The sequence below is a fragment of the Pseudomonas helleri genome, assembly GCF_009600315.1.
Taxonomy (GTDB): Bacteria; Pseudomonadota; Gammaproteobacteria; order Pseudomonadales; family Pseudomonadaceae; genus Aquipseudomonas; species Aquipseudomonas helleri_A.
The window spans coordinates 75,990-95,102 of record NZ_WIWC01000017.1; the positions used below are offsets into that span (position 1 = coordinate 75,990).

Sequence of the window (19,113 nt, forward strand, 5' to 3'; positions counted from 1 at the left end):
GGCAGGACTGGCTGGAGAGTGGTAATTCAGGTGAGCGCATGAGCGATTTACAGTTGGACGACGTTAAAACTGACGAAAACTCCGCGATGGTGTTACTGGTAGACGATCAGGCGATGATCGGTGAAGCCGTGCGGCGTGGGTTGGCACTTGAGCAAAATATCGATTTTCACTTCTGCTCAGACCCTCACCAGGCGATTGCCCAAGCGATCCGGATAAGGCCGACCGTTATCTTGCAGGATCTGGTCATGCCGGGACTGGACGGCTTGACGCTGGTGCGCGAATACCGCAACCACCCGGCCACGCAGAACATACCGATTATTGTGCTCTCTACTAAAGAAGACCCGCTGATCAAAAGCGCGGCCTTTGCGGCAGGTGCCAATGATTATTTGGTAAAACTGCCCGACAACATCGAACTGGTGGCGCGCATTCGCTATCACTCGCGCTCATACATGACCCTGTTGCAGCGCGATGCGGCCTACCGCGCGCTGCGCGTCAGCCAGCAACAACTGCTGGACACTAATCTGGTTCTGCAACGTTTGATGAACTCCGATGGCCTGACCGGGCTGTCCAACCGTCGCCATTTTGATGAGTACCTGGAACTGGAGTGGCGCCGCGCCCAGCGCGAGCAAACGCAGATGTCGTTATTGATGATTGATGTTGACTACTTCAAGTCATTTAACGACACGTTTGGCCATCTGGAGGGCGATGAGGCGCTGCGTAAAGTCGCGTCTGCGATCCGTGACGCCAGCTGTCGCCCATCGGACTTGCCGGCTCGTTATGGTGGTGAGGAATTTGCCATCGTCCTGCCCAATACCTCTCAGGGCGGCGCTCGCCTGGTCGCCGAGAAACTGCGTCAGGCCGTAGAAGCCTTGAAAATCCAGCACATCTCCCCGACTGAAGGCAGCTTCCTGACCATCAGCATCGGCCTCTCAACCTTGACCCCGCAACAAGGCAGCAGTTGTCGCGACCTGATTTCGGCGGCGGACAAGGGGCTGTACCTGGCCAAGAAAAATGGGCGTAATCGGGTAGGGCTTGAGTAACGACACACATGCCACGTAATTCGTAAGCGCTGCCGAGGCACGAAGGCTGCGATCTTTTGAGTGTTGAAAGCAAAAGATTGCAGCCTCTGGTTGCTTCTGCGAGGTCGCCTCTTTAAACAGGCGACGCCTGCTCCAGCAATGAATCCACCATCGCACGGGCCATTTCGACCGAGTGCACCATCGACCAGATCAATCCGCGTTCCACGCCGCTTCCCAGCTCAGTGATTTCATCACTGGTCTGCTCGGCGCATAACAGCAGCAACGACACATGCATCAAGGCGTCATGAGCACTGATACCGGCACGCAGGTTGAACATGGGTTGTAAGGTCGAATCGACAGGGCCAAAGTCGCGCTGACAGGTGTTGGGCAGGGTTGAATCGATAAGGGGGGAAGAGGCTTTAAGGGCTGTGAGTATATGTTGTTGAGCGGCTTCAAGCGTTTTACTGCTTGTTGGTCCTGAATGTATCTTTTTCATGTGCAAACTCCGTGGTCAATTAAGGAGCTGTCACATCCACTTCCACATGGACAGGTGGCAGCTGTACGCAGGTGTGGAAGACCGGCCACGGAAACCGGCACACCCGAAGGTGTCCTGCGCACAACCGCCATAACATAAAGCTTGCGGTCAATGCGCTCGTGATATCGGACTTCCACATCCGTCCGTTGAAGATTCAACGAAGGGCGCAGACTAAACCCCGGTTTTGCCAAGGCGCAAGCGACTCACGAGCGGGGGCAATCTTCTAGGAAGTGTCCTGCGTTGGGAAGTGGAAATTGCTGACGGAATGCGTCAAAAAGCCATCCCGGAACGTTCAGAACCGACACGCTCAAGGATGGCTGATTCCCGCTGCCAAGCGAGCAGCGGATTAGGCAGGTCGTTTTTACAAACCTGACAACGTTGGACCAGGCAATCCTCGCTGACTGTAACCCTGAGACTATCGCGCAGCTGGCTATAACGTGTTCAGGCACTGCGCTTGACGCTTGCTGACGCGCTTGTTGATAGTTGCAGAGTTAATGAATATGGAAATACCGATAAAAATACATAAGATCGCCAGCCCCTGGATGACGCTCAATTGTTCATGAAAAAAGAGGTAGGACGTAAAAATACCTGCGACAGGAACGATCAGAGAAAGAGGTGCGATGGTGTGCGTGGGGTGTTTTTTTAATAAGTTATTCCATGTCATGTAACCAAATATTGTTGTGACATAAGATTGAAATAGTACCGAGAAGGCGCCTTGCCAAGTCAGTGTTGAATACATATGTGCAAGGGGCTCTGTACCTTCGGCGAGGAGGGTGACTATCAAGAGAACCGGTGCGGAAAATAAACTGGACCAAACAATGAAGGCAATCATGTCTTCAGGTTTTTTTATTTTGACGATGAGGTTACATACCGCCCAGCACAGGGCAGCCAATAAAATGAATAAAATACCGAAGTGTGTGGAGTGGTCGTTAGAGGCGAATACAATGATTAAAAGCCCTGCGCTGGAAAACATCATCCCGACAACATGGGTTTTTGTGATGTTCTCTTTCAAGAACAGGTAGCCAAATATGATGGTAAAGAATGCACTGAACTGAAGCAGGACTGACGTCATTCCCGCAGACAGCCCGTTGGTCATGGCCAGGTTCATGCCACCCCCCATGCCCACGCCAAAAATGATGCCGTAGATGGCGAGCGTCGAAACGCTGATGTTTTTGGGTTTTTTAATGAAAAACACTAATGGGAATGCACACAATATGGCCCTTAAAAATGTCATCAGGAAAGGATCCAGAGAACCCAGTCCCACGCCGATGACGGAGAAGTTAGCGCCCCAGATGATCATCACCAGTATGCCGATGGCCAGATCACTTTTTTTAACTGTCATAGAAGCTCCGTTCGCAGTAATTGTTTTTGTTTGCGAAGTGTTATTTAGGGTCCGTTAATGTTGCGGGTGGGGTAATAGGGTGTGTAGTAATTCTCCCGGTGTGCCGAGCAAGTACTTTATAAGTAACTGGCATGTGTGACGGTTGTAGGGTGGATCATGAAAAAGTGTTGTGAAATTAATGGCGTAATGTGTCTGAAAAGTCCTATATTTTGTCGGCGTATTTGTAATGAAAAACAGGATTCGATGCAATGGGTTGAATGTAGGAAGAGTCTTTTTTAAATTAGGTAATCAGGTGTTCGAAGAGTGGTGTATGTCGGTAACGCGCGATAAGTGTATTTACCAGGAACTTAACTGAATGCACTCGTTACAAAAGGTGTTCGGTTGTACTAATGGCAGGGAGGTGAGCAACGCAACTGGCGTCCATTGATTTCCATTGAGGCCGCCAGGCGGGCTGCTGGCGGGCGACGTTTGCGGTATACTCCCCGGCTTTGTAAAAATCGCCTACGAGTGCCGCCAGTCATGGAAATTAACCCGATCCTTAACAGCATCAAGGACCTGTCAGAGCGCTCCGAAACTATTCGGGGGTATCTTTGACTACGATCAAAAGCATGAGCGTCTGACCGAAGTCAATCGCGAGCTTGAAGATCCGAGTGTCTGGAACAACCCTTCATATGCCCAGGAACTGGGGCGCGAGCGCTCCCTGCTGGCGCAAATCGTTGAAACCCTCGATGAGATGCACACAGGTCTGGCGGACGCCAAAGACCTGCTGTTGATGGCCGCCGAGGAAGAAGATCAGGCCGCTGTGGATGACGTTGCCGCTGAAGTGGAACGTCTGCGCGAAGCCCTTGAAAAACTCGAATTCCGCCGCATGTTTAGCGGTGAAATGGATGCCAACAACGCTTACCTGGACATCCAGGCGGGTTCCGGTGGCACCGAAGCGCAAGACTGGGCCAATATCCTGTTGCGGATGTATTTGCGCTGGGCCGACAAGCGCGGCTTCGATGCCACCATCATGGAATTGTCTGCCGGTGAAGTGGCCGGTATCAAAGGCGCGACCGTACACATCAAAGGCGAGTACGCGTTTGGTTGGTTGCGTACCGAGATTGGCGTCCATCGTCTGGTTCGCAAAAGCCCGTACGACTCCGGTAATCGTCGTCACACCTCGTTCTCGGCGGTGTTTGTTTCGCCGGAAATCGACGACAACATCGAAATCGACATCAACCCGTCTGACCTGCGGATCGACACCTATCGTTCCTCCGGTGCGGGTGGTCAACACGTAAACACCACTGACTCGGCCGTGCGTATTACTCACGTCCCGACCAACACCGTGGTGAGCTGCCAGAACGAACGTTCCCAGCATGCGAACAAAGACACCGCGATGAAAATGTTGCGTGCGCGTCTTTATGAGCAAGAAGTGCAGAAGCGCAATGCCGCTTCCCAGGCACTGGAAGACACCAAAAGTGACATCGGCTGGGGTCATCAGATTCGCTCTTATGTACTCGACGCCTCGCGCATCAAGGATTTGCGTACCAATATTGAGCGCAGCGATTGCGACAAGGTCCTCGATGGCGACATCGACGAATACCTGGTAGCCAGCCTCAAACAAGGGCTGTAAGTCGCGTAACACCCTTTAAGTGCGCAGCTGACGCGATGCCCTCAGGGCGCGTTGAAGCCCGCTTCCCCCTGCCGCAAGGCGGGGGCAACAGAACTGTGACGGAATTTTTAAAGACATGAGCGACCAACAACTCGACCCGCAAGACCTGCAACAGGAAGAAAACGCCCTGATCGCCCTGCGCAAGGAAAAGCTTGCTGCCGTGCGTGCCAAGGGCAACGCCTTCCCGAATGACTTCCGCCGTGAAAACTACTGCGCCGACTTGCAGAAGAAGTACGCCGAAGCGACCAAGGAAGAGCTGGCAGAGGCTGCGATTCCGGTCAAGGTTGCTGGTCGCATCATGCTTAACCGTGGCTCGTTCATGGTGATTCAGGACATGACCGGTCGTATTCAGGTCTACGTCAATCGCAAGACCTTGCCGGAAGAAACCCTGGCCGAAGTGAAAACCTGGGACCTGGGCGACATCATTGCCGCTGAAGGGACTCTGGCTCGCTCCGGTAAAGGCGATCTGTACGTTGAAATGACCAACGTGCGCCTGCTGACCAAGTCGCTGCGTCCGCTGCCGGACAAGCACCACGGTCTGACCGACACCGAGCAGCGCTATCGTCAGCGTTACGTTGACCTGATCGTGAACGAAGACGTGCGCCACACCTTCCGTGTGCGTTCGCAAGTGATTGCCCACATTCGCAGCTTCCTGATGGCACGCGACTTCCTTGAAGTCGAAACGCCGATGCTGCAAACCATTCCGGGCGGTGCCGCAGCCAAGCCGTTCGAAACCCACCACAACGCTTTGGATATGGACATGTACCTGCGCATCGCGCCGGAGCTGTTCCTCAAGCGTCTGGTGGTCGGTGGCTTCGAGAAAGTGTTCGAGATTAACCGTAACTTCCGTAACGAAGGCGTGTCGACTCGTCACAATCCGGAATTCACCATGTTGGAGTTCTATCAGGCTTACGCCGATTACGAAGACAACATGGACCTGACCGAAGAGCTGTTCCGCGAACTGGCACAACTGGTGCTGGGCACTACCGACGTGCCGTACGGCGACAAGGTGTTCCACTTCGGCGAACCGTTTGTGCGTCTGTCGGTGTTTGACTCGATCCTCAAGTACAACCCTGAGCTGACCGCTGACGACCTGAACGACATCGACAAGGCGCGCGCCATTGCCAAGAAAGCCGGCGCCAAGGTGCTGGGCTTTGAAGGTCTGGGCAAGCTGCAGGTGATGATTTTCGAAGAGCTGGTCGAGCACAAGCTTGAGCAGCCGCACTTCATTACTCAGTATCCGTTTGAAGTGTCGCCGCTGGCCCGTCGTAACGACGAGAACCCGAGCGTGACCGATCGCTTTGAGCTCTTCATTGGCGGTCGTGAAATTGCCAACGCTTACTCCGAGTTGAACGACGCAGAAGATCAGGCTGAGCGTTTCATGGCGCAGGTTGCGGACAAGGACGCCGGTGACGACGAAGCCATGCACTACGACGCTGACTTTGTACGTGCTCTGGAATACGGCATGCCACCGACTGCCGGTGAAGGCATCGGTATCGACCGTCTGGTCATGCTGCTGACCAACTCACCTTCGATTCGTGACGTAATCCTGTTCCCGCACATGCGTCCACAGGCGTAACATCGCGTTATCAAGAAGCCGCCGCTAGAGGCGGCTTTTTATTGCCTGTTCGACGGTCTCTGCGGGATTACTTTCAACGTTAAAAGGAATTTATCGTGAACCTTGTCAGGTCTTCAGAAGGTGCGGCCGATGTCGCGGTGGCCGTGGCCGAAAGTGTTCAATATCAAGGCCGCAAGGCCAGCCGCCAGGGCAGTGAGCAGCGCCGCCAGCTGATTCTCGACGCCGCCATGAGGATTGTGGTGCGCGACGGGGTGCGTGGTGTGCGGCATCGGGCGGTCGCCGCAGAAGCCGGGGTGCCATTATCGGCTACCACTTACTATTTCAAAGACATTGACGACCTGCTCAATGACACCTTCGCGCAGTACGTGGAGCGTAGCGCAGCCTTTATGGCCAAACTGTGGCAAAGCACGGAAGGCAAGCTGCGCGAACTGGTGGCCAAGAGCAATGGCAGTGCGCAGTCACGCGCTGCGTTGGCCGATGAAATAGCCATGATGGTCGCCGAATACCTCCAGCATCAATTAATCACCCGCCGTGATCATTTGTTGGCAGAGCAAGCCTTCCATCAGGCCGCGTTAATCAACCCGCGATTGGCCGCGCTGGTGCGTTCGCATCAGCAAATTTTCCTGCAGGGCACCGGTCAGATATTTGAAGTGCTAGGCTCCACGCAACCTCAGCAGGATGCCAAAGTGTTGACGGCGATTATCGGGCGGATGGAATATCAGGCGCTACTGGATGGCGCGCAGCTTGAGGCGGATGACGACCGGCTGGCAATTCTCACGCGCTACATGCACTTGGTGTTGGCCGCTCTATAGAAGGAAGCAGGCATGAAAGTTTGGCGCGTAATGCTTTTGACAGTGTCGTTTTTGATGTTGAACGGGTGTCTGGTGACCTTTAGTCAGGCACCGTTGATTGCACAGCCAGCGCCGAAGCAGCTGTTGGGTAAATGGGTCAGCAAGGATGCCTGGGGCCAGGCGCGCAATCTTGAGATCAGTGCCGTCGATAAAACCCGCTATCAGGCGGTTGTATACCCAAAAGGTGAGCCCAAAGTCCGCGAGCGTTACCCCTTTATCGTCGCTCGCCACGGCAGCCGTTGGTACGCCTCGGCTGCGCTGCCGGCAAAACTGGGGGGGCATTACACGTTGAGCGGTTTTGAACTGACCGATAACGGTGAGCTGGTGATTTACGACCTGGATCTAGACCAGATCAAGCAAGCCATCGGCCAGTCGGTGTTGAATGGCGAGCCGGTTGAAACCGCCGAAGGTGCCGGGACTGTCATCAAAAGCCCCTCAGCCGAAGTGTTTGCCTATCTGGACGACCCGGCCAACTCCGACGTCTTTGTCGAAGCGGCCCGCTATAAACGCGTGGCCAAGTAAGCCATTTATTGAAGGAGCTGCGGGTGGACGACTACCAGCGCACGATACGCACTTTGTCAGACCGTATTGTGCTGGCACAAACCCCTATCCGCGTACTGGATGCGGTGAAGTGGGATGACAGCATCCGCCAGGGTTTTCTCAAGGCCAAGGGCAAGGAGATGCCGGCCGTCACGCGCGAGTATTACCAGGGGCGGCCACTGGCTTTTGATTCTGCGGCGGTTAAATCCGAGTTTCAGAACATCGAGCGAGACATCACCCGCCAACTGGGGCAGTTCAACCCGGTTGGGCAGATTATGCGACGTATGTGCAAAGAGTACCGGATGGTGGTGCGCATGCTCGAAGCGCGAGGGACTGAAGATTTTGGGCTGATTTCCCAGGAACTGTATGGCGCTGCCTCCGATGCCTTCCATGCCGGGGATCCGACGCTGGCTGATCTGGGCCTGATGATGTCCGATTACCTGGACAACATCGACGGGCATGGTGCGCTCAAGGACGAAGCTAAAACCTTGACCGCCAAAGACGCCGTGAACATGTTGCAAACCCGTCTGAACAAAGTGTTTGGCGAGGCCGAAGAAACCATTCGCGTGTTTGAATCGGACGGCATTGTTGCGGACGCTGCGGCGGGTGCGGACTACATCAAGATTCGCAGTGATGCGATGTTCAACGAGCGTGACGTTCGAGCGCTGGAAGTGCATGAAGGGTTGGTGCACGTGGGCACCACGCTGAACGGGCAAAACCAGCCAATCTGCACGTTCCTGTCCAAGGGGCCGCCATCGTCCACGGTCACTCAGGAAGGCCTGGCCATCCTGATGGAAGTCATCACGTTTGCCTCGTACCCCAGCCGTCTGCGCAAATTGACCAACCGCACGCGTGCCATTCATATGGTGGAGGAGGGCGCGGATTTTATGCAGGTGTACCAGTTCTTCCGCGAGCAAGGTTTTGAAATGGCGGACAGTTATGGCAATGCGAGTCGGGTTTTCCGAGGATCGGTGCCAAATGGCCTGCCATTCACCAAAGACCTGTCCTACCTCAAAGGTTTCATCATGGTTTACAACTACATTCAGTTGGCCGTGCGCAAAGGCAAGCTGGAACAAGTGCCGCTGTTGTTCTGTGGCAAAACCACACTGGAGGACATGCGTGCCTTGCGCCAGTTGGTCGATGAAGGGCTGGTGGTTGCGCCCAAGTATTTGCCGGATCAGTTCCGCGACATGAATGCGCTGTCGGCCTGGATGTGTTTCTCGAACTTCCTCAACCACCTGAGCCTGGACCGTATCGAAGCGGACTATTCCAATATTCTTTAAGACTTGCTTGCTTCGTTTTGTAGCAGCTGCCGAAGGCTGCGTCCGATTGCGCAGCGATCGTAATCCTGAGTTTACGACGACTCCGTCGCCGGACGCCGCCTGCGGCAGCTGCTACGGGTCAAGCAATCCTCACGCGAGTACACAATTGATGAAAACCTTGGCTGCACTCTGCCTGCTGTTAGCCCTCAGCGGATGCAGCTCACTGCTGTTTTATCCCGAGCCGGGCCAGCCGATCACGCCCGTTGCGGCCGGTCTGGACTATCGCGAGGTCACGCTGACTGCCGCTGATGGCACACGCCTGAGCGGCTGGTGGCTACCAGCCAAAAAAGGTGTGCCGCTCAAAGGCACTGTGCTGCATTTGCATGGCAATGGCGGCAATCTGGCCTATCACCTGGGCGCTACCGCATGGTTGCCCGAGCAGGGCTACCAGGTGTTGATGTTTGATTATCGCGGCTACGGCTTGTCCGAAGGCTCGCCCACGTTGCCCGGTGTTTATCAGGACATCGACGCCGCCTTCAAATGGTTGCAGCAACAGCCTGAGGCACAAGGGCAGCCGTTGATCGTGCTGGGGCAAAGTCTGGGCGGGGCGATGGGCGTGCACTACCTGAGTCAGCACCCTGAACAGCGTGAGCGGCTCAAAGCGATGATCCTTGATGGGGTTCCGGCCAGTTACCGCGAAGTTGGGCAGTTCGCCTTGAGTACCTCGTGGCTGACGTGGCCCATGCAAGTGCCGTTGTCGTGGTGGGTGCCGGATGCTGACAGCGCGGTGTATGCGATACCGCACGTGACGGGTGTGCCCCTGCTGATCTTCCACAGTCTGGATGACCCGATCGTGCCGCTTTCCAATGGTCTGCAACTGTATAAAACGGCGCCACCACCCAAGGTGCTGCAATTGACCCGCGGCGGCCACGTGCAGACATTTGCCGACCCCATCTGGCGTCAGGTAATGCTGCGCTATCTGGATGATCCGCAGCATTTCAATGGCGTACGGCGACTGGGTGAAATCCCCAATTACCCGGCCCCTGATTCGAATAAAGCGATACCACCCGAGAGCCCGCAATGAGTGAAGAACGTAACGCTATCCCCCTGATCATCACCGGTGTTTGCAGCATCATCGGTACCGTCGGTTGCCTGTGGTATTACGGCTACCTGCATTTCGCCAAGCCTGAAGACGCCCTGTTGCTGAGCGACTACACCATGCTCAAAACCATCCCCGGCGAAGACTACAAAGTGTCGCTGACCCCGGCCAAGGAAGTAGCGCAATGCATTGATGGGGTGATCGTGCTGTTTGATACCGAGCAAAAGGGCCTGACGGGGGTGTTGGTTAATAACAAGAAGCAGGCGGTTCGTTGCATGGATCAGGAGAAAAGCCCCTCACCCTAACCCTCTCCCGGAGGGAGAGGGGACTAAAGGCCAGAGCAGATCTTCGCCACAACGCTAAACAACTCCCTCTCCCTCCGGGAGAGGGTTGGGGTGAGGGCCGCCTTTATACAGACAGAAAAAAGCCCCGCCTGATTTCTCGGGCGGGGCTTTTTATCAAGCGTTTACTGCATCGACGAACGCGGCGCTACCGGCTGGTTGTCGTTGGAGATGGTCACTTCGACGCGGCGGTTTTGAGCGCGGCCCGAATCGGTCGCGTTGCTCGCGACCGGGTATTCCTTGCCATAGCCTTGAGCCACGATGCGGGTAGGTTCTACACCGGCTTTAACCAGTGCCGTACGCACTGCGTTAGCACGACGCTCAGACAAGGTCTGGTTGAAAGCAGCCGAACCGACGCTGTCGGTGTAACCCTCGACAATCACCTTGCGGTCCGGGTTCTGGATCAGGTAGTTGGCCAGAGTGCTGATGTTATTGCGCGAGTTCGGTTGCAAATCGGATTTACCGAACTGGAACAGCACGTCACCGAAGGTCACCAGCGTGCCACGCTCAGTTTGCTTGGCGTTCAAGCCGCGAAGCTCTTTGATCTGTGCGTCACGCGCATCCAGCAGGGCCTGGGCACGGGCGGAACCGGAGTTTTTCAGGTTGTTTTCCGCAGTGCGCAGCGCGATGGTTTGCTTGGCGACTTCAACGCGCTGGTTGGTCAGGTAAGCCAACTGGTCAACTTTGGAGTCATCTTCTTTGTTCATGTAGGCTTTTTCAGCCTTGTCCAGCCACTCGCTGGCGTCTTTGGTTTCCAGGGCTGCAACCTTGGTGGCTTCAGGATTGGTTTGCAGCGCCGAGAAATTGGTCTTGGCATTTTCCAGGTTTACGTTCGGCTGGTGCGAGCACGCCGCCAGGCCAACGCTCAGGGCCAACAGGGCAGGAATCATGACTGTATTGCGCATAATGTTTAGTCCTTTCTATCAATGAGGAATGCTGGGTCGTCAGGTGCAGTCAAAAAAGGGCGGCGATTATTTCAGGCCGCGCATGCCTTCTTGACGCAATTGCTGAACGGCGGTCTGAGCATCCTGTGCAGCTTTCTCGGCTTTGGCGGCCTGCGCTTTGCGTTCTGCTACTCGCGCATCCCATTCAGCCTGTTCTGACAGGCGACGGGCTTCTTCGTACTTCTTGTCGTGCATGGCCAGCTCGGCTTCTTTGAGCTTGTCTTGAGCCGATTTCATTTCCACGGGGGCGTATTCAGTTGCCCCGGCACTCACGGCGTTGTTCACAGCAGACTGGGTGACGGCGTATTGCTCTGTCGGCGGGTTGCCAGCGCAACCCGCCAGAACGAAGCTGCTACCGATTGCCAAAGCAGCCAGTTTGAGGCCGCGCAGGCGAGGTGTGGTGGTTTTGACAGTGCGGGTCATCATGGTCTTCAACTCCATTGGGAAGCTCCTAAAAAAATCAAGTTCCATCACACCAGAGGCGTCACCGAGCGAGTTGGAACACACGTTCCAGCAGTGATGGTTAATGGGTGTGACCCGAGCGGTTTTTCAATAGTTCAAAAAAAGGTGGCATTTGGCCTAATAAATTTCTGACCGTTTGGTCAGGCACTTATTCGACATTTACGGCGCCGTTGACTTGTCAAAAGCGGGCATTACAACGACTCTTGAGGCACGAACCACCCACGCACTGTGCTGGAGAATTTGCTGATGACCGATATTGATGCACGCTTGCGCGATGATGTTCACCTGTTGGGTGAGCTGTTGGGTAATACGATTCGTGACCAATACGGCGACGCATTTCTCGCCAAGATCGAGCGGATTCGCCAAGGCGCCAAAGCTGACCGACGCGGCACCACCGGTGAGGAGTTGAGCGAGATTCTGGGCGCCTTGAGCGACGATGAAGTGCTGCCCGTGGCGCGGGCGTTCAACCAGTTTTTGAACCTGGCCAATATCGCCGAGCAATACGAACTCATCCACCGCCGTGAAGAAGGTCAGGCCCAGCCCTTTGAAGCACTGGTGTTGCCTCAGTTGCTTAATCGTCTGCTGGCGGAAGGGCATAAACCCGAGGCGCTGGCGCGGCAAGTCAGTCGCCTTGAAATCGAGTTGGTGCTGACGGCGCACCCCACCGAAGTGACACGGCGTACGTTGATTCAAAAGTACGACGCGATTGCCGAACAGCTGGCGGCTCAAGATCACCGTGATCTGACCCTTGCCGAAAAATCCGAGATTGAACAACGCTTGCAACGGCTCATTGCCGAAGCGTGGCACACCGAGGAAATTCGCCGCACCCGGCCAACCCCTATTGATGAAGCCAAGTGGGGCTTTGCGGTGATCGAGCATTCACTGTGGCACGCAGTCCCCCATATGTTGCGCAAGGCAGACAAAGCGCTGCATGCGGCCACCGGCCTGCATTTGCCGCTGGAGGCCGCACCGATCCGTTTTGCTTCCTGGATGGGCGGCGACCGCGATGGCAACCCAAATGTCACGGCCAGCGTGACCCGCGAAGTGCTCTTGCTGGCTCGCTGGATGGCCGCTGATTTGTACCTGCGCGACATCAATAAACTGGCGGCCGACCTGTCGATGCAACAGGCGACGCCACAACTGCTGGCGCTGGCGGGGGAGAGTGCCGAGCCGTATCGTGCGGTATTGAAACAACTGCGTGAACGCTTGCGGGCCACCCGCAATTGGGCGCATAGCGCGTTGAACAGCACGCAAGGTCCGGGGCCTGACGTGCTGCATGACAACCGTGACCTGCTGGGGCCATTGCAGCTTTGTTATCAATCGCTGCACGCCTGCGGCATGGGCGTGATTGCTGACGGGCCGTTACTCGATTGCTTGCGCCGCGCCGTGACCTTCGGCCTGTTTCTGGTGCGCCTTGATGTGCGTCAGGATGCGGCCAGGCACACTTCGGCTATGACAGAAATCACCGACTACCTCGGTCTGGGCCGCTATGAAGACTGGGACGAGGATGCACGTCTTATCTTTCTGTTGCGCGAGCTGAGTAACCGCCGCCCGTTGTTGCCCGGTTACTTCAAGCCCAGTGCAGACACCGCTGAAGTGCTTGCCACATGCCGCGAAGTGGCGGCGGCCCCGTCAGCGTCTTTGGGTTCGTACGTCATTTCGATGGCAGGCTCGGCCTCGGATGTGCTGGCGGTGCAACTGCTGCTCAAAGAGGCTGGGCTTGAGCGTCCGATACGCGTTGTGCCTTTGTTTGAAACCTTGGCTGACCTCGACAACGCCGGGCCTGTGATTGAGCAATTGTTGCTGTTGCCGGGTTATCGGGCGCACCTGCAAGGGCCGCAAGAAGTCATGATTGGTTACTCCGATTCGGCCAAAGATGCGGGCACCACGGCAGCCGCCTGGGCGCAATATCGGGCACAGGAAGCGCTGGTTAATATCTGCCGCGAGCAAGGCGTTGAACTGCTGTTGTTCCATGGCCGTGGTGGCACCGTGGGGCGTGGCGGCGGCCCGGCGCACGCCGCAATCCTGTCGCAGCCGCCCGGCTCGGTAGCAGGGCGATTCCGCACCACCGAACAGGGCGAAATGATCCGTTTCAAGTTCGGCCTGCCGGACATTGCCGAGCAAAATCTCAACTTGTACCTGGCGGCAGTGCTCGAAGCCACGTTACTTCCGCCACCTCTTCCAGAGCCAGGCTGGCGGACGTTGATGGATGAATTGGCGGCCGACGGGGTCAAGGCTTACCGTGGCGTGGTGCGGGATAATCCGCAGTTTGTCGAGTACTTCCGCCAGTCCACTCCCGAGCAGGAATTGGGCCGCTTGCCGCTGGGCAGCCGCCCCGCCAAGCGTCGCGCAGGCGGCATTGAAAGCCTGCGGGCCATCCCGTGGATTTTTGGCTGGACCCAGACCCGTCTGATGTTGCCCGCCTGGCTCGGCTGGGAAACAGCGCTGAGTCAGGCATTGGCGCGCGGTGAAGGTGAGCAGTTGGCGCGCATGCGTGAGCAGTGGCCGTTCTTCCGCACGCGTATCGACATGCTGGAAATGGTGCTGGCCAAAGCAGACGCTGACATTGCCCGGCTCTATGACGAGCGTTTGGTGTCGGCCGAGTTGCTGCCATTGGGTGTGCAGCTGCGCGACTTATTGTCGCAGGCGTGTTCCGTGGTGTTGGGTTTGACCGGCCAGTCGCAGTTAATGGCGCATAGCCCCGAGACACTGGAATTTATCCGTTTGCGCAATACCTACCTTGACCCTCTTCATCTGTTGCAGGCCGAACTTCTGGCCCGTTCGCGACGCCAGGAAGCCTCCCAGGACAGCCCTCTGGAACAAGCGTTGCTGGTCACTGTGGCCGGGATTGCTGCGGGCTTGCGCAATACAGGGTAAGCCACCCGGTGGCGTCTGGGCGCCGCAGTCCCATGCTGTTTTGAGCGGGAATGCGGCGCCGGTGTGGCACTTTATTGCGGGTTGTACCCTGTGACACCAGGCCGCAAGGGTGCATTTACTAGTGTTTTTTCCTACTTTGGCCCGCTTGTGTGGGCCGGGACGGCTGTGTATCTTGGTCAGCCCTTGGCCGTTTTGACGACCATAATCCGATTTTGAGATTGGCCCAAAGAGGCGAGTCTGCTGTCACTTAAATAAAAAATTGAGGAGCATATCGATGCGCGTAATTCTGCTGGGAGCTCCCGGGGCCGGTAAAGGTACTCAGGCAAAGTTCATCACTGAAAAATTTGGCATCCCGCAAATCTCTACTGGCGACATGTTACGTGCAGCCGTTAAAGCCGGAACCGAACTGGGCCTGATCGCTAAAAGCGTGATGGACAGCGGCGGTCTGGTTTCCGATGACCTGATCATCAATCTGGTCAAGGAGCGTATTGCTCAGGACGATTGCAAAAACGGTTTCCTGTTCGACGGTTTCCCACGCACCATTCCGCAAGCCGAGGCCTTGGTCAAAGCCGGTGTTGAACTGGATCACGTGGTAGAAATCGCAGTCGAAGACGAAGAAATCGTTCAGCGAATTGCGGGTCGTCGCGTTCACGAGGCGTCGGGCCGTGTTTATCACACGATCTACAACCCGCCTAAAGCTGAAGGTAAGGACGACGTGACAGGCGAAGCCCTGGTACAGCGTAAAGACGACACTGAAGAAACCGTTCGCCATCGCCTGTCTGTTTACCATTCGCAAACCAAACCGCTGGTGGACTTCTACCAGAAGTTGTCGGCGGCTCAAGGCAAGCCGAAGTACAGCCACATCGAAGGTGTTGGCTCGGTAGAAGCGATCACGGCCAAGGTGCTTGAAGCCCTGAGCTGATAAGTCGTTTTTGCTTGGTGACAACAGCCCGCTTGCGGGCTGTTGTTGTTTATACTGCTGCACTTTTTCCACTTTTGATTTTGACGGGAACACCGATGAGCACCTTGCTGGCCCTGGATACCGCGACTGAAGCTTGCTCTGTTGCCTTGCTGCACGATGGCAAGGTCACGAGCCACTACGAGGTGATCCCGCGCCTGCATGCGCAAAAGCTGCTGCCGATGATCAAAGACCTGCTGGCCGAGGCCGGTGTCGAGTTGTCAGCGGTGGATGCGATTGCCTTTGGTCGCGGGCCGGGCGCCTTTACCGGTGTGCGCATCGCCATTGGCGTGGTGCAGGGTCTGGCTTTCGCGCTGGAGCGTCCGGTGTTGCCGATCTCCAACCTGGCGGTACTGGCACAGCGGGCCTTTCGCGAGCATGGCGCGACTCAGGTGGCGTCGGCAATTGATGCGCGCATGGACGAAGTGTACTGGGGCTGCTATCGCGAGCAGGCCGGTGAAATGTGCCTGGCCGGTGTCGAGGCGGTATTGCCGCCCGAAGTAGCTGCATTGCCGGTTGACGCCAGTGGTGAGTGGTTTGGCGCGGGCACCGGCTGGGGGTATGCCGAGCGCTTGAGCCTCAAGCCTTACGCGATGGACGCGGGCATGCTGCCCCATGCTGAAGACCTGCTGACGCTGGCGCGTTTTGCCTGGGCGCGTGGTGAAGCCATTCGCGCCGATGACGCGCAACCGGTGTACCTGCGTGACAAGGTAGCGACCCCAAAAGCCCGGCCGTAACCCGGTCGATAGGCGTGCGCTCGCAGGCGTGCCATTAGGGCGTATTTGCTAACTTCGGCCAACGCCGCTAAATTGCCGTTATCGCTCCCGAGCATGCAGTCATGCGCATAGACGGCTTTTCCTCTCAGTCTTACCCCATCAAGCGCAAGCCGCGTAAAGGCCAAACGCTGATTGATGAGTCGGTGGACGACTCCGACTCGACGTTTGAAAGTGCCCCCCAAGCCACTCGAACATCACCTTCAGGCGAGCCTGTCAGTCAGCTCCCAGTCCGTTCGCAAGACATGATTTTCCAGCGCGGCATGAGTAAAAATGCCGCCAGTGCATTGGCCAGCTACCTGACCACGGCAGGTTTTGTCGATTGGGAAATAGAAGTGCTGGGGCTGGACCTGTACATTTAAGGGCATGAATGATGCCCCTCTGCCTTATTACCTTGGTTGCCCGTCCTGGAGTGAAAACGCCTGGCGCGAAGGCCTGTACCCACACAATGCCCGACCAGCCGATTTTTTAAGCCTGTACGCGCAAGTCTTCAATGCGGTTGAAGGCAACACGACCTTCTATGCCCGTCCTGCACCTGCCACGGTAGCGCGTTGGGTGCAAAGCTTGCCGGAGCACTTCCGGTTTACCGCCAAATTCCCCCGGGATATCAGTCATGGCGCAGATTTACGCCAGCAACTTCATGCCGCCCAAGATTTCCTGCACCTGTTGCAGCCCTTGGGAACGCGTGTGGCGCCACTTTGGCTGCAACTGCCGGCCAGTTTCGGGCCGCAGCGTTTGGCCGAGCTGGTGAGCTTCATAGACGCGCTTGAGCGACCCTTGGCCATCGAAGTGCGTCACCCGGAATTCTTTGCGAAGGGCGATGCCGAAAAGCGGCTTAATCGATTGCTGATGGACCGTGGAGTCGAGCGCATTTGCCTGGATTCACGGGCGCTGTTCAGTTGCACTTCCACTGACCCCGCCGTGCTTCACGCCCAAGCGAAAAAACCCAGGGTGCCGCCACGTCCGGCCGCTTTCACGCATTTTCCGCAGGTACGCTTTATTGGTCGGCCGGAGCTGGAGGCCAACGATCCGTATTTGATCCCGTGGGTTGAAAAAGTAGCGGGCTGGATCGAGGAGGGACGTACCCCTTACGTGTTTCTACACACCCCCGACAATCATCGAGCACCCGAGTTGGCGCGACGCTTTCATCAACAGTTGAGCGATCGATTACCCGGCTTGCCTGCGTTACCCCAGTTATCCCCGCCGCAAACGAGCGAGCAGTTGGGACTGCTTTAGGCGGCCAAACGCAGGTTGTTGATGATCAATGGGCGTGCCCAGCCCATATCGAAGTCCATCGCCCGCTGCTGCTCGATCAGCGTCAGTGGGTCGTAAGGCTCGGCAGGCTTGTCGAGCAAATCCAGCTCGAACTCGGCAATGGGAAGGTGTAAAGGTCGAGGCACAGGAGCCGGGCCGGGATCGGGCAGAGGATGACCGAAAGCCATAACGATAGGGCGTACCCAGGTGGTGGTGAAATCCTGCTGATGTTGTTGCTCGATAATTGCTTCGGGTGGCCAAGGTGTGGCGGGCGGCGGTAACAAGTCCAGCTCAAATTCGGCGATGGGTAAAAACAAGGCTTCTGGCGGTTGCCGCTCTGTATCCTCAACCTCGCACTGACGCTGGGTCACGATAGTGCCCAATACCTCACTGCCGCCTTGAGGCTCAAGGTTGTCATCCGCGGCCAGTGGCTCGCTCCCCGTCGCCGCTACGTCTTGGGTTGTGCCCTGTTCGGCCAACGCCTGGGCGTAGAAGTCCTTCCACAGGTGATTGACGCTGCCCGTGATCTGCGAGTTGTGCCGGCCAAAGTCGCCAATCGGGGCGATAAAGCCAATAGATGTGGAATGAATGTCTGACATAGCTCTCGGTCGACGCCCAGCTCTGGCAAAATGCCGGATATTTCATTTATCGGCAGCGTTTGCCGATCATTAAATTTTTGAGCGTGTTTTTAGATGATTGAGCAAGCAGCGGGCTGTCGTATCAAAGTCGAAGCATTGGGCGAGGCGTATCAGGCCTTGGCCGAGCAGTGGGCTGAACGTCTGGTTCTGCCCTTGGACGAGGCGCAAGCCGACTTTGCGTTGCAGGTCGGGGAGCAAGGTTTGCAGCTGCAGCAGCTGGGTCCTGATGCGCCGGGGCCGGTGCGGGTTGATTTTGTCGAAGGCGGTGCGGCTCACCGTCGTTTGTTTGGCGGTGGCACGGGGCAAATGATTGCCAAGGCTGTCGGCATTCAGCAAGGCGTTCGCCCACGGGTGCTGGACGCCACGGCGGGCTTGGGTAAGGACGCCTTTGTGTTGGCCAGCCTGGGTTGCGAAATGAGCCTGATTGAGCGTCAGCCATTGATTGGTGCGTTGCTGGAGGATGGTCTGGCGCGCGGTTTGGATGACGCGCAGGTGGCGCCGATTGTGTCGCGCATGCGTTTGCTCAAAGGCAACTCGATTGACGTGATGCGCAACTGGGAAGGCGAGCCGCCGCAGGTGATTTACCTTGATCCAATGTTTCCGCACCGTGAGAAAACGGCATTGGTGAAGAAAGAGATGCGTCTGTTCAGGCCCTTGGTGGGGGATGACAACGACGCGCCAGCGTTGCTTGAGGCGGCCTTGGCCTTGGCGAGTCATCGGGTTGTGGTTAAGCGGCCGCGCAAGGCGCCGTGTATTGCCGGGCCCAAGCCGAGCCATGCATTGGAGGGTAAATCGAGCCGTTATGATATTTATCCGAAAAAAGCGTTGAAGCCTTAAAGCCCCTCACCCTAGCCCTCTCCCGGAGGGAGAGGGGACTAAAGGCAAGTCAGCTCCCTCTCCCTCCGGGAGTGTATGGACCGGGGACATCGCGAACAGAATGTTCGGAGACATAGCGAACACTTTTTAATACGACACATTGAGCCCT

General features: G+C 56.5%; 19 protein-coding genes. 14 read left to right on the forward strand and 5 right to left on the reverse strand.

From position 1 onward, the window contains the following. Positions 1-38: 38 nt before the first annotated feature. Positions 39-1,040 carry a response regulator gene (locus GHN86_RS12510; RefSeq protein WP_153379778.1) on the forward strand — a complete coding sequence of 334 codons (1,002 nt, stop codon included), beginning with the start codon at positions 39-41 and terminating at the stop codon, positions 1,038-1,040. 112 nt (positions 1,041-1,152) lie between these two features. Here the strand turns inward: GHN86_RS12510 and GHN86_RS12515 are convergent, their stop codons facing one another. Together GHN86_RS12515 and GHN86_RS12520 are read right to left on the reverse strand one after the other, a co-directional pair. After that, the gene (locus GHN86_RS12515) at positions 1,153-1,515 is read right to left on the reverse strand and encodes a DUF3077 domain-containing protein (protein ID WP_153379665.1); all 363 of its coding nucleotides are present in this window, start codon (positions 1,513-1,515) and stop codon (positions 1,153-1,155) included. Between the two features lie 469 nt (positions 1,516-1,984). After that, positions 1,985-2,896: an EamA family transporter gene (locus GHN86_RS12520; protein ID WP_153386674.1), complete on the reverse strand. Its 912-nt coding sequence runs from the start codon at positions 2,894-2,896 to the stop codon at positions 1,985-1,987. Positions 2,897-3,415: 519 nt separating this feature from the next. Between GHN86_RS12520 and prfB the strand changes: the two genes are divergently transcribed. The 7 genes from prfB to GHN86_RS12555 all read left to right on the forward strand — a co-directional run bounded on the left by prfB (position 3,416) and on the right by GHN86_RS12555 (position 10,186). Then, positions 3,416-4,511 (forward strand): peptide chain release factor 2 gene (prfB, locus tag GHN86_RS12525; RefSeq protein WP_122782459.1). Its coding sequence is split into 2 segments (ribosomal slippage): positions 3,416-3,487 and positions 3,489-4,511, totalling 1,095 coding nucleotides; the frame shifts between segments, so codons are not numbered across the junction. Positions 4,512-4,626: 115 nt separating this feature from the next. Further along, positions 4,627-6,129: a lysine--tRNA ligase gene (lysS, locus tag GHN86_RS12530; RefSeq protein WP_153379661.1), complete on the forward strand. Its 1,503-nt coding sequence runs from the start codon at positions 4,627-4,629 to the stop codon at positions 6,127-6,129. 95 nt (positions 6,130-6,224) lie between these two features. Further along, positions 6,225-6,941, forward strand: coding sequence for a TetR/AcrR family transcriptional regulator (locus GHN86_RS12535; RefSeq protein ID WP_323369384.1), 717 nt, complete (start codon positions 6,225-6,227; stop codon positions 6,939-6,941). Between the two features lie 12 nt (positions 6,942-6,953). Beyond that, positions 6,954-7,502, forward strand: coding sequence for a hypothetical protein (locus GHN86_RS12540; protein ID WP_153379659.1), 549 nt, complete (start codon positions 6,954-6,956; stop codon positions 7,500-7,502). 23 nt (positions 7,503-7,525) lie between these two features. Beyond that, a complete protein-coding gene (locus GHN86_RS12545) occupies positions 7,526-8,803 on the forward strand; it encodes a flavohemoglobin expression-modulating QEGLA motif protein (RefSeq protein WP_323369383.1) in 1,278 nt (425 codons plus the stop codon). Between the two features lie 148 nt (positions 8,804-8,951). After that, positions 8,952-9,866, forward strand: coding sequence for an alpha/beta hydrolase (locus tag GHN86_RS12550; protein ID WP_153379657.1), 915 nt, complete (start codon positions 8,952-8,954; stop codon positions 9,864-9,866). Continuing rightward, a complete protein-coding gene (locus GHN86_RS12555) occupies positions 9,863-10,186 on the forward strand; it encodes a hypothetical protein (RefSeq protein ID WP_153379655.1) in 324 nt (107 codons plus the stop codon). The genes GHN86_RS12550 and GHN86_RS12555 overlap by 4 nt, the downstream gene beginning before the upstream one ends. A gap of 161 nt (positions 10,187-10,347) precedes the next feature. Here GHN86_RS12555 and GHN86_RS12560 read toward each other — a convergent pair whose 3' ends face one another. Both GHN86_RS12560 and GHN86_RS12565 read right to left on the reverse strand, forming a co-directional pair. Further along, positions 10,348-11,127: an OmpA family protein gene (locus tag GHN86_RS12560; RefSeq protein WP_153379653.1), complete on the reverse strand. Its 780-nt coding sequence runs from the start codon at positions 11,125-11,127 to the stop codon at positions 10,348-10,350. A gap of 66 nt (positions 11,128-11,193) precedes the next feature. Next, the gene (locus GHN86_RS12565; protein WP_153379651.1) at positions 11,194-11,607 is read right to left on the reverse strand and encodes a DUF4398 domain-containing protein; all 414 of its coding nucleotides are present in this window, start codon (positions 11,605-11,607) and stop codon (positions 11,194-11,196) included. Between the two features lie 267 nt (positions 11,608-11,874). Here GHN86_RS12565 and ppc point away from each other — a divergent pair, with 267 nt between their 5' ends. The 5 genes from ppc to GHN86_RS12590 all read left to right on the forward strand — a co-directional run bounded on the left by ppc (position 11,875) and on the right by GHN86_RS12590 (position 17,472). After that, positions 11,875-14,505, forward strand: a complete 2,631-nt coding sequence (ppc, locus tag GHN86_RS12570) for a phosphoenolpyruvate carboxylase (protein ID WP_153386676.1) — start codon at positions 11,875-11,877, stop codon at positions 14,503-14,505. A gap of 274 nt (positions 14,506-14,779) precedes the next feature. Continuing rightward, a complete protein-coding gene (gene adk / locus GHN86_RS12575; protein ID WP_153383167.1) occupies positions 14,780-15,427 on the forward strand; it encodes an adenylate kinase in 648 nt (215 codons plus the stop codon). Between the two features lie 95 nt (positions 15,428-15,522). Beyond that, on the forward strand, positions 15,523-16,200 hold the full coding sequence (gene tsaB / locus GHN86_RS12580) for a tRNA (adenosine(37)-N6)-threonylcarbamoyltransferase complex dimerization subunit type 1 TsaB (protein ID WP_153383169.1): 678 nt from the start codon (positions 15,523-15,525) through the stop codon (positions 16,198-16,200). Between the two features lie 101 nt (positions 16,201-16,301). Then, positions 16,302-16,598 (forward strand): hypothetical protein, encoded by a 297-nt coding sequence (locus GHN86_RS12585; RefSeq protein ID WP_153383171.1) that lies wholly within the window; start codon positions 16,302-16,304, stop codon positions 16,596-16,598. Positions 16,599-16,602: 4 nt separating this feature from the next. Continuing rightward, positions 16,603-17,472, forward strand: coding sequence for a DUF72 domain-containing protein (locus GHN86_RS12590; RefSeq protein ID WP_153383173.1), 870 nt, complete (start codon positions 16,603-16,605; stop codon positions 17,470-17,472). Here GHN86_RS12590 and GHN86_RS12595 read toward each other — a convergent pair. Further along, on the reverse strand, positions 17,469-18,089 hold the full coding sequence (locus GHN86_RS12595; RefSeq protein WP_153383175.1) for an energy transducer TonB: 621 nt from the start codon (positions 18,087-18,089) through the stop codon (positions 17,469-17,471). The genes GHN86_RS12590 and GHN86_RS12595 overlap by 4 nt on opposite strands. A 93-nt stretch (positions 18,090-18,182) precedes the next feature. On the opposite strand from GHN86_RS12595, the gene GHN86_RS12600 reads away from it, so the two are divergent. After that, a complete protein-coding gene (locus GHN86_RS12600; protein WP_153383177.1) occupies positions 18,183-18,965 on the forward strand; it encodes a class I SAM-dependent methyltransferase in 783 nt (260 codons plus the stop codon). The last annotated feature ends 148 nt before the right edge of the window (positions 18,966-19,113 follow it).

What these genes read in the sequence shown, in the direction of transcription:
- GHN86_RS12510 (WP_153379778.1), top strand. Translation starts at nt 39, where the DNA reads ATGAGCGATTTACAGTTGGACGACGTTAAAACTGACGAAAACTCCGCG.
- GHN86_RS12515 (WP_153379665.1), bottom strand. Translation starts at nt 1,515, where the DNA reads ATGAAAAAGATACATTCAGGACCAACAAGCAGTAAAACGCTTGAAGCC.
- GHN86_RS12520 (WP_153386674.1), bottom strand. Translation starts at nt 2,896, where the DNA reads ATGACAGTTAAAAAAAGTGATCTGGCCATCGGCATACTGGTGATGATC.
- lysS (WP_153379661.1), top strand. Translation starts at nt 4,627, where the DNA reads ATGAGCGACCAACAACTCGACCCGCAAGACCTGCAACAGGAAGAAAAC.
- GHN86_RS12540 (WP_153379659.1), top strand. Translation starts at nt 6,954, where the DNA reads ATGAAAGTTTGGCGCGTAATGCTTTTGACAGTGTCGTTTTTGATGTTG.
- GHN86_RS12550 (WP_153379657.1), top strand. Translation starts at nt 8,952, where the DNA reads ATGAAAACCTTGGCTGCACTCTGCCTGCTGTTAGCCCTCAGCGGATGC.
- GHN86_RS12555 (WP_153379655.1), top strand. Translation starts at nt 9,863, where the DNA reads ATGAGTGAAGAACGTAACGCTATCCCCCTGATCATCACCGGTGTTTGC.
- GHN86_RS12560 (WP_153379653.1), bottom strand. Translation starts at nt 11,127, where the DNA reads ATGCGCAATACAGTCATGATTCCTGCCCTGTTGGCCCTGAGCGTTGGC.
- GHN86_RS12565 (WP_153379651.1), bottom strand. Translation starts at nt 11,607, where the DNA reads ATGGAGTTGAAGACCATGATGACCCGCACTGTCAAAACCACCACACCT.
- ppc (WP_153386676.1), top strand. Translation starts at nt 11,875, where the DNA reads ATGACCGATATTGATGCACGCTTGCGCGATGATGTTCACCTGTTGGGT.
- adk (WP_153383167.1), top strand. Translation starts at nt 14,780, where the DNA reads ATGCGCGTAATTCTGCTGGGAGCTCCCGGGGCCGGTAAAGGTACTCAG.
- tsaB (WP_153383169.1), top strand. Translation starts at nt 15,523, where the DNA reads ATGAGCACCTTGCTGGCCCTGGATACCGCGACTGAAGCTTGCTCTGTT.
- GHN86_RS12585 (WP_153383171.1), top strand. Translation starts at nt 16,302, where the DNA reads ATGCGCATAGACGGCTTTTCCTCTCAGTCTTACCCCATCAAGCGCAAG.
- GHN86_RS12590 (WP_153383173.1), top strand. Translation starts at nt 16,603, where the DNA reads ATGAATGATGCCCCTCTGCCTTATTACCTTGGTTGCCCGTCCTGGAGT.
- GHN86_RS12595 (WP_153383175.1), bottom strand. Translation starts at nt 18,089, where the DNA reads ATGTCAGACATTCATTCCACATCTATTGGCTTTATCGCCCCGATTGGC.
- GHN86_RS12600 (WP_153383177.1), top strand. Translation starts at nt 18,183, where the DNA reads ATGATTGAGCAAGCAGCGGGCTGTCGTATCAAAGTCGAAGCATTGGGC.